Source organism: Lutibaculum baratangense AMV1, assembly GCF_000496075.1.
Lineage (GTDB): Bacteria > Pseudomonadota > Alphaproteobacteria > Rhizobiales > Tepidamorphaceae > Lutibaculum > Lutibaculum baratangense.
Window position 1 is genome coordinate 1 of sequence record NZ_AWXZ01000032.1, and the last position, 8,689, is coordinate 8,689.

Below are 8,689 nucleotides of genomic sequence, written 5' to 3' on the forward strand. Positions count from 1 at the left end.
TCCGGGTAATTGGAGCGAGGCATGGCGGTCTGCTTCTGCTCGATCAGGCCCCCGGCGAGGATCGAGAAGAGGGGCAGCGGCGGCGGAGGCGGCGCCGGCTTCGTGGCCAAGGTCGTGACCGCATTCCGCAGGGACGCGTTCTCGTCCTCCTGCCTCTCGGCCTCGGTCCGGAGCGTCTCGATAGCCTCGTAGGAGCGCTCGATCCAGGTCTTGTCCTTCAGCCTCTCGGCGAACCGCTCGAGCTCCGCCTCCAGATCCTCGCTGCTGCCCTTCTCCAAGCCTCTCTCCACCCTCATGCAGTACAGGTCGAAACGCGTCGACAGGAGGCGTGCGCGACGGCGCGCCTCGGCCGCGGGCATCCGCCCGAGCGCCTTGCGCGGAGGCCTATCACGAGAGGAGGTTCACGAGATGTGAGGGAATTCGGCGCTGGTATGTCCAGCCGCCCGGACGCTGCCAAAGATGGGTCGCTGTGGATGTGTACAGCCTCGTGTACAATCCGATCTGCGGCGATCCGGAAATTCAGCAAAATCAATGGCTTAGGAAAATGGCGCTCCCTAGGGGACGAAGAGCCAAATAACACCTAAGTCATTGATGCATTCTGTCCGGAATGCGGCATCTCTGTGACTTCGAGTGCATCGATGATTAAAGGGCTCAGAGGGTGTGGGTCAACGGGTAATTGTCGACCTCGTCCTCGTTGCAGTGGATCTTCTTAAAATACACCTCGGAAAACCCGAGGAGCCCATCGATGACGAGCGGCACATCGCCCTTCCCCGCACTCCCGGAGATCATTTCTCCGGCCCTGCACGCGCCGTGTCCGTCGCCCCTCTCGTGGGCATCCCCGAATGACCCGAGCTGGCCATCTTCAGCCTGGCAGCTTCGAGATGTGCGGCAGGAATAGCTGCCAGTCCTCACCTTCCACGAGAGGGACGGCATGTCAGCCACGTCTCGGTGTCGGTCCCGCAGCCCGACAGGATCCCATCGCTGTGAATGTATCTATGATCCGGGCTCTTCGGAGGGCTCCGGCGGCTGCGTCGCGAGCATCTGGCCGGTAGAAACCTCACTTCATTTCCGCGGGATATCCGCGCATCAGGGGAATAAATTTCATTGATGAAGAGGGCCGTCCTAGCCTCCTCGCAAATGCGTTCGCGAGAGGGAGGCGACGGTGCTGGACAAGACGATCCTCGACGACATGGTGCACGTCACGGAGTGGCACAACGGCGAAAAGGAATTCCTGCCGTTCTCCGACGCCGAGATGAGCCGGCGACAGGACGACGTGCGCAGTTGGATGGGAGCGAATAACGTCGATGCGGCGCTCTTCACCTCGTATCACTGCATCAACTACTATTCGGGCTGGCTCTACTGCTATTTCGGCCGCAGGTACGGCATGGTGATCACGCCCGACGCGGCCACGACCATCTCCGCCGGCATCGACGGCGGCCAGCCCTGGCGGCGGACCTTCGGCAACAACGTCACCTACACCGACTGGCGCCGCGACAACTACTACCAGGCGGTGAGGCAGCTCCTGCCGGGTGTCAGGCGGCTGGGCATCGAATTCGACCACGTGTCGCTCGACTTCCGTCGGGACCTCGAAGCGGCGCTGCCGGGGGTGGAGTTCGTCGACGTGGGCCAGCCCTCGATGTGGATGCGCACCATCAAGTCCGCGGAGGAGCAGAAGCTGATCCGCGAAGGCGCCCGCATCTGCGACATCGGCGGCGAGGCGGTGGCGAAGGCCGTGAAGGCCGGCGTCCCGGAGCACGAGGTGGCCATCGCCTCGACCAACGCGATGATCCGCGAGATCGCCGAGTCCTTTCCCTACGTCGAGCTGATGGACACCTGGACGTGGTTCCAGTCCGGGATCAACACCGACGGCGCCCACAATCCGGTCACGAACCGCGTGGTGCAGTCAGGCGACATCCTCTCGCTCAACTGCTTCCCCATGATCTTCGGCTATTACACCGCGCTCGAGCGGACGATGTTCTGCGACCACGTCGACGACGCGAGCCTCGACGTATGGGAGAAGAACGTCGCGGTTCACCGGCGCGGGCTCGAGCTGATCCGCCCCGGGAAGAAGTGCGGGGAGATCGCGCAGGAGCTGAACCAGATGTACCGCGAGTGGGATCTGCTGCAGTACCGCTCCTTCGGCTACGGCCACTCATTCGGGGTCCTCTCCCACTACTACGGACGCGAAGCCGGGGTGGAACTGCGGGAGGACATCGACACCGAGCTCAAGCCCGGCATGGTCGTGTCCATGGAGCCGATGGTGATGATCCCCGAGGGGAAGCCCGGCGCCGGTGGCTACCGGGAGCACGACATACTGATCGTCACCGAGGATGGCGCGGAGAACATAACCGGCTTCCCGTTCGGGCCGGAGCACAACGTGATCCGCAACTGACGGCCGCTTCGAGTGAGCCGGCCGCGCCACGGCGCGCGGCCGGTTACCATGACCGAGAACAAGGCTGATCCGGGGGGCGGCCGACGCTGCCTCGCCAGGCGGGGCTTCAGGTCACGGTCGCGAACTCGTCCCGGAGCGCCGCCACGATGCCGCGCGTGCAGACGTCGAGCAGAATCTCCCCCTTCTCCCGAGAGGCTTCCCGCGGCGACGAAAGGGTGCCGCTCGGCGGCGTCCATTCCGGCTTCACCGGATAGACGTCGTAGAGGGGGAAGCTCGCCGGCTCATGGTGCACGGCGCGTTCCATCTCCACGAGCTCGGGATGTAGGGCGAGCATGAGCGAGGTTTCGAGGACTCCGCCATGCTCGAGATCCCAGCCCGTGAAGCCATCGGGATAGAGACGTGCGACCGTCGCATCGTCGACGAAGTCCCAATAGGACAGCACGACGACCTTGAGGTCGGTCACGCCGTCCCAGCGGAGTTCACGCAAGGCAAGGTCGATGCCCTCCACGATGAACCATGAGTTCTCGAAGTGGCCGTTGACGAGACAGACCTGGCGCACCCCGTGGCGGGCGAACTCCTTCAGCACGTCGCGAAGGGCGGCAATGAGCGTGGCCCCGTCGAGACTCGTGGTGCCCGGCAGGTGATTGCCGCCACCGGACTTCTGCTGTGACTTGTAGCCGTACGTGAACGGCGGCGCGACGAGCGCCCCGACTTCGCCGGCGACCCGCCGCGCGAACTCGGTCGGCAGGAGCACGTCGACGTGCATCGGCATGTGGGGGCCATGCTGTTCCATCGAGCCGATCGGGATCAGCATCGGTGTCCGGCCGCCCCCGACGCGCGCATGGTAGTCCGGCCAGGCGAGCTCGGCGGCGAAGACTGTCTTCGGAGCCACGGCGTCTTCTCCCTTCTGAATGGAGGATTCGGCCGAGCCTAGGGCTCGCTTCTGCCATAGGAAAAATTTATTATCCTGATCACGGTATCAGGATGGGAAATCCGTGGTCGCCTCACTCAACAACCTGCAGACGGATCTGCTGAGATCCTTCGTCTCGGTCGTGGACCTCGGCGGTTACACCAAGGCCGGCGAGGCGCTGGGGCGCACGCAGCCGGCGGTCTCGCTGCAGATGCGCCGGCTCGAGGAACTGGTGGGCGTGCCCCTCTTCGTGGCAAAAAGCCGTGCCGTCGAATTGACGGAGGACGGCCAGGCGCTTCTGCGCTACGCGCGGGAGATCCTCCGGATCAACGACGAGGCCACGGCCTACTTCCGGGGAAGTGAAGTCGCGGGGATGGTCCGTGTCGGCTTGCCCAGCGACTACGCCGTCATGTTCCTGCAGGGGGCGCTCACCCAGTACATGCGACGGCATCGCGCGGTCAGGCTCGAGATCCACTGCGACTGGAGCCCGACCATTCTCCAGAAGCTGGAAGCCGACGAGATCGACGTCGCCATAGCGATGATGTCGGACGGTCAGAGCCGCTATCTGAGCCGCGTCTGGGCGGAGCGTCCGATCTGGGCCGCCGCCAAGACGCTGCCGGTGGACAAGCTCGACCCGCTGCCGCTCGCGGTCCACCCGCAGGGCTGCGCCTATCGCGAGCGGATCACCGAGGCGCTGAACGCCATCGGGCGGCGCTGGCGGATCGCCTATTCGGGCCCGGGCATCACGGGTCTGCAGAATGCCGTCCAGAACGGCATCGGCATCAGCGCCCTCACCGGCCCGACGATGCTCGAGGGCCTGCGGGAGCTGGGGCCGGAGGAGGGTTTCCCGCCCCTCAAGGACATCCGCGTCGGCCTGTTCTACAAGCACCCGCGCCTCTCCGAGGTGGGGCTCCACCTGGTCAACCATCTCATCGGCAAGCTGGACGAGGCCGCAGCCGCCGGGGCGGACAACTTCCGACGTCGCCGCCCATAGCCGAAGGAAATGGGCGCATTTGCAGGATAAATTTCCGATATGAAACCGAGCCTCCTACGCTCAACGACAGCGTACGTCTGCTGCGCTGCCGGAGGGAGGGACCTATGACCGACTCGCGCCGTGACACGTCGATTGACCTCGTGACGACCCGCCGCAGCTTCGTGAAAGGGGCGACCGTCCTCGGCATGGGGTCGCTTGCCACCCCCTTCATCGGTCGCCGCGCCTTTGCGGCGCCGACCGAGTTGACGATGCTGGCCTGGTACGGCCATGCCGAGCCGGACATGGTCGCCGAGTTCGAAGAAGAGCATAACGTGCGCTTCAAGCCCAAGTACTACACCGGCGGCGACAACATGATGGCGCTGATCTCGCAGTCGCCCCCCGGGACATACGACCTGATCCTGTCGGACGCGGAATACGTCCAGATGTTGAACGCGGCCGGCTACATCGAGCCGCTCGATCCCGACGACTATTCGTTCGACGACTTCTTTCCCGAGCTGCAGCACTTTCCGGGCCACTGGTTCGACGACCAGCTCTTCTCCGTCCTGACACGCTTCGGCTTCCTCGGCGTCGCCTACAACACCAAGGCGCTGACGGAGAAGGAAGCCTCGACCTACCGCGTGTACTGGGACGAGAAACTTCGAGGGAAGGTCGGCCACTTCGACTGGCATCTCCCCAATCTCGGGCAGATGAGCCTGCTCGCCGGCAATCCCGCGCCTTACGACATCGACGAGGCTGCCTGGGAGAAGGTTCAGGAGCTCGCGATGACCCTGCGGCCCAATGTCGGCGGGTTCTTTGATTACGGCGGCACGTTCTCCTCGCTCGAGAACGGGCAGATGCTCGCCATGGCCGGCATAGGCGACTGGATCACAGGCGTGCTCGAGCGCAACGGCGCGCCCGTCCGGACGGTCATCCCCGAAGAAGGCGGGCTGCAGTTCACCGAATCCTTCTCGATCGGGCGCGGCACCCAGAAGGCCGACCTCGCGAAGAAGTGGATCCAGTACATCACCTCCCCGCGCGGCCAGGTCAAATCCGCCCTGATGGAGGCCTACCCGTGCATGATCCCCAGCCGGAAGGGCTGGGAGCTGCTGGCCGAAGTCGCCCCGGAGGAGGCAAGGCGCCAGGGCATGTTGGCGGGCGCGAGCAACAATCCGATCGAGCTGATCCGCTCGGGCCGGATCACGTTCCGCCAGTTGCCGGTCCAGCAGAGCGTCGAGGACTGGAACGACTTCTGGTCGAGATACAAGGGAGCCTGAGGCGTGAGCGACCAGGCCAATACGGTGCCCGGTCCAAGCAACATGCCCGTCGCTGTCTGGGGCCGAACAAGGCGGCCAGCCAAAGGCTTCAGCCTCTACGGCGCGACCTTCTCGCTCCCGCTCCTGGTCTGGCAGCTCCTGTTCTTCGTCGCGCCGCTCCTGTTCCTGATCGCACTGAGCTTCTGGAGCGTCAGGAACTTCCGACTTCAGCCGGACCTCGACGTGGCCAGTTGGCTCTACGTCTACCGCTCGGGCCTGTTCTGGGAGACCTACCTCCGGACGCTGGCGATGGCCGGCTTCGCCGCCATGCTCGCAAGCGCCCTCGCCTTCCCCTGCGCCTACGCGATCGCCTTCAAGCTCGCGGAGGCGTCCCGACGCTGGGCGATCTTCCTCATGGTGATCCCCTTCTTCACCAGCTATCTGGTCCGCGTCTATTCGTGGCAGGTGTTCCTCTCCGACCATGGCATCATCAACGCCGCCCTCGGCTCGATCGGCCTCGGCCCCTACACGATGCTGAACACCCTGTTCGGCACGATGATCGGCTACCTGACGCTGACCTTCCCGCTGGTCGTTCTGCTACAGCTCTTCAGCCTGATGTTCGTCGACCGCACGCTGATCGAGGCGGCGCACAATATGGGGGCCGGCCGCCTCCGCGCCGTCTTCGCGGTCGTGATCCCGTCGGCGAGGGTCGGCCTGGTGATCGCCGCGCTCTTCTGCTTCATCCTGACCTTCGGCGACTTCGTGAGCCCGCTCTATCTCGGCGGCGGCAATCCGCCGACCCTGTCGATCATGATCACCGACACCACGAAGTCGGGACAGCAATGGCCGCGGGCCGCGGTCATCGCGCTGACCATGATCGCGACCCTGCTCGCGACCGCCTTCGCGGCGGTCGGCTACGCCTACAGGGGGCGCGGGCGATGAGCGAGCTGAACCGCAACCCGCTGATCGACTGGCTGCTCCGCCTTTACGTGCTGGCGAGCTTCGCCTTCATCTTCGCCCCGATCGCCGCGAGCTTCGTGTTCTCGCTCAACGAAGACCGCTTCCCGTCTCTGCCGCTCGGCGGCTTCTCGACGCAATGGTACGAGGCGGTGGCCACCGATCCGCTCGTGTGGGAGGGGCTGTCGAACACGCTGACCATCGGCGTGATCGTCTCGCTTGTCGCCACTGCCCTCGGTTTCGGCGCCGCCTATACCGACTACCGCTACCGGTTCTTCGGCAAGACGGTCTACCTGGCGCTCGCGCTTCTGCCGCCCACCATCCCGGTCATCATCCTGGGGCTTGCGATGCTGGCCTTTCTCTCGCGGGTCGGCCTCTCCGGCCAGAGCCTGTCGGTCATCGTCGCGCACGTGGTGATGACCGCTCCCTTCGCCATGGCGATCATTCGCCTCAGACTGTCGCAGATGGACCCCGATCTCGAGGCGGCGGCGTGGAACCTCGGCGCGTCGGAATGGGCGGCGATGCGCCACGTCATCCTGCCGTTCGCGCGGCCGGCGATACTGGCGGCCCTCTTCATCACCATGGCGGTCTCGTTCGACGAGTTCGCGGTCGCCTGGTTCGTCTCCGGCCTCAACGAGACGCTGCCGGTCAGAGTGCTCGGCTTCCTGCAGGGACAGGTGAGCCCGCGCATCAACGCCATAGGGACCTTCGTCTTCCTGACCTCGATGACGCTGGTCATCCTGGCGCAACTCGTGCTGATGCGGCGACCGAAGGAGGGGAACCCCGATGGCTGATGGAGGCGCCGCCATGGGTGACCGGCCGCTCGTAGAGTTCGATCACGTGACCAAGCGCTTCGGCGACATGGCAGCGGTCGAGGATCTGAACCTGACGATCGCGAAGGGCGAGTTCCTCGCCATCATGGGTTCGAGCGGCTGCGGCAAGACCACGACGCTCAGGATGCTCGCCGGCCTCGAAGCTCCGAGCGAGGGCGAGATCAGGCTCCAGGGCGCCCGCATCAACGACCTGCCGAGCTGGCGGCGTGACACGCCCATGGTGTGGCAGAGCCTCGCGCTGTTCCCGTTCCTCAACGTGCGGGAGAATGTCGAATTCAGCCTGCGCATGCGCGGGATCGGCGGAGCCGAGCGGCGGAGGCGGGCGGCCGACTGGCTTGACCGGCTGCAGATCGGCGAGCTGGCGGAGCGCAACATCGCGCATCTCTCCGGCGGTCAGCGCCAGCGTGTGGCGCTTGCCCGCTCTCTGGTGACGGAACCCGAGATCCTCCTGCTCGACGAGCCCCTCTCGGCGCTCGACGCGCACCTGAAGGTGAGGATGCAGTCGGTCCTGGCCGACCTGCAGCGCCAGCTCGGCATCACGTTCGTCTATGTCACGCACAGCCAGTCCGAGGCCTTCTCGATGGCCGACCGGGTGGTGATCATGAGCCGCGGGCGCATCGAGCAGATCGGCGCGCCGCGCGAGATCTACCGAACGCCACGCACGCGCTTCGTCGCCGAGTTCCTCGGATCATCCAACATCTTCGCAGGCACGCTCGTGGATGCGATCGGGGATGGCGCGCAGGTGGATACGCCCTCAGGGCGACTGCGCCTCGCGACCTCGCCGGAGGGCTTCGCGACGGGCGATGCCGTCGTCATCGCCGTACCCGGCGACAGGATCGAGCTGACCGCGACGCTTCCGGATGCCGGTGACAACGCGATCGAAGCGACGGTGATGGGCGAGGAATTCGTGGGTGCGACCGCCACGGTCTATCTCGAGGCGGCCGACGGCACCGAGATGCGTGCGCAGAAGAGTCACGCCGACCTGGAAAAGATCGACATACGGACGGGGCAGAAGCTGTTTGTCGGGTGGCGGCCGGAGCATGCTCATGTACTACCTCCCGCCTGAAAGCGGTCCCACCGTCTTTCTACGAATTGCACGACGATCGAACGGATCTCGATGGTGATGATGCGAGAGATTTCGATCCAAGCGACCGCCCGCCGGTGACGCCGACGGACATGCACACTTCCGCGGCAGGCTTCGGAACCGAACGGGCACAGAGTGTCGGCTTCATTCTGGCCGACCGCTTCACCCTCTCCGCCTTCTCCCTCTTCGTCGACTGCTCGCGCCTTGCCGCCGACGAGGACGACCGCTCGCGGCCGATCGACCGCAGTTGGGACGTCCTGGCGGGCTGGTCATCGCCCGCCCGTTGG

General features: G+C 65.2%; 8 protein-coding genes and 1 pseudogene. 7 read left to right on the top strand and 2 right to left on the bottom strand.

What is annotated here, in order from left to right; genetic code table 11:
• Window positions 1–278, bottom strand: a 278-nt coding sequence (locus tag N177_RS11840) for a hypothetical protein (protein ID WP_152527907.1), incomplete at its 3' end; no start/stop codon positions are given.
• Between the two features lie 899 nt (window positions 279–1,177).
• On the opposite strand from N177_RS11840, the gene N177_RS11845 reads away from it, so the two are divergent.
• On the top strand, window positions 1,178–2,392 hold the full coding sequence (locus tag N177_RS11845) for a M24 family metallopeptidase (protein WP_040485691.1): 1,215 nt from the start codon (window positions 1,178–1,180) through the stop codon (window positions 2,390–2,392).
• A 106-nt stretch (window positions 2,393–2,498) separates the two neighbouring features.
• On the opposite strand, the gene N177_RS11850 is transcribed toward N177_RS11845, so the two are convergent.
• Window positions 2,499–3,284 (bottom strand): creatininase, encoded by a 786-nt coding sequence (locus N177_RS11850; RefSeq protein ID WP_023432575.1) that lies wholly within the window; start codon window positions 3,282–3,284, stop codon window positions 2,499–2,501.
• Window positions 3,285–3,387: 103 nt separating this feature from the next.
• Between N177_RS11850 and N177_RS11855 the strand changes: the two genes are divergently transcribed.
• The 6 genes and pseudogenes from N177_RS11855 to N177_RS11880 all read left to right on the top strand — a co-directional run.
• Entirely contained in the window at window positions 3,388–4,296 is a 909-nt protein-coding gene (locus tag N177_RS11855) for a LysR substrate-binding domain-containing protein (protein ID WP_023432576.1), read from the top strand.
• Between the two features lie 104 nt (window positions 4,297–4,400).
• Window positions 4,401–5,549, top strand: a complete 1,149-nt coding sequence (locus N177_RS11860) for a polyamine ABC transporter substrate-binding protein (RefSeq protein WP_023432577.1) — start codon at window positions 4,401–4,403, stop codon at window positions 5,547–5,549.
• Window positions 5,550–5,552: 3 nt separating this feature from the next.
• Window positions 5,553–6,470: an ABC transporter permease gene (locus N177_RS11865; RefSeq protein ID WP_244444277.1), complete on the top strand. Its 918-nt coding sequence runs from the start codon at window positions 5,553–5,555 to the stop codon at window positions 6,468–6,470.
• The gene (locus tag N177_RS11870) at window positions 6,467–7,279 is read left to right on the top strand and encodes an ABC transporter permease (RefSeq protein WP_023432579.1); all 813 of its coding nucleotides are present in this window, start codon (window positions 6,467–6,469) and stop codon (window positions 7,277–7,279) included. The genes N177_RS11865 and N177_RS11870 overlap by 4 nt, the downstream gene beginning before the upstream one ends.
• Complete coding sequence (locus N177_RS11875) at window positions 7,272–8,384, top strand: ABC transporter ATP-binding protein (RefSeq protein WP_023432580.1); 1,113 nt, start codon at window positions 7,272–7,274, stop codon at window positions 8,382–8,384. Before N177_RS11870 ends, N177_RS11875 begins: the two co-directional genes overlap by 8 nt.
• A 110-nt stretch (window positions 8,385–8,494) precedes the next feature.
• A pseudogene (locus N177_RS11880) lies at window positions 8,495–8,689 on the top strand (GlxA family transcriptional regulator); the annotation flags it as partial.